This window comes from Blautia sp. DFI.3.45 (assembly GCF_020593505.1).
GTDB lineage: Bacteria > Bacillota > Clostridia > Lachnospirales > Lachnospiraceae > Blautia_A > Blautia_A wexlerae.
Window position 1 is genome coordinate 1 of the sequence record NZ_JAJDMI010000187.1, and the last position, 366, is coordinate 366.

Here is a 366-nt window from a genome sequence, read left to right on the forward strand (position 1 = left end):
TAAAGCAAAAACGGTAATGTTCCAAACAACCTTGTTCCTTCTTGCATGGTATTCGTTGACAACCACTCTTTTTCAGGCAGTACAGTCAGATATGTTCCTTGTCGATTGTAAATCATTCTTCAATGATTTAGCATCATTCATACAAACCTTTGTCGGATGGACGATTGATGCCGGGCATTCTGCGGCACAGATTAGTACAAAAATTCCAAATGCTTTTATAGCCGGAATGGTATATTGGTTATTGCTAATATTGATTGTAGGAATATGTATGGCAGGAACAGGGATGCTGGCGATACTGATAGAAATAAAGGTTATAGAATTATATAAGAAAAACTGTTGGGATGTTATTACTCTACTAATGATACT

At 36.3% G+C, this 366-nt stretch carries 1 protein-coding gene; it reads left to right on the forward strand.

Translation table 11 applies throughout. From position 1 onward, the window contains the following. Window positions 1–366: DUF6040 family protein (locus LJE09_RS17545; RefSeq protein WP_227311626.1), on the forward strand; the 366-nt coding region annotated here is incomplete at both ends.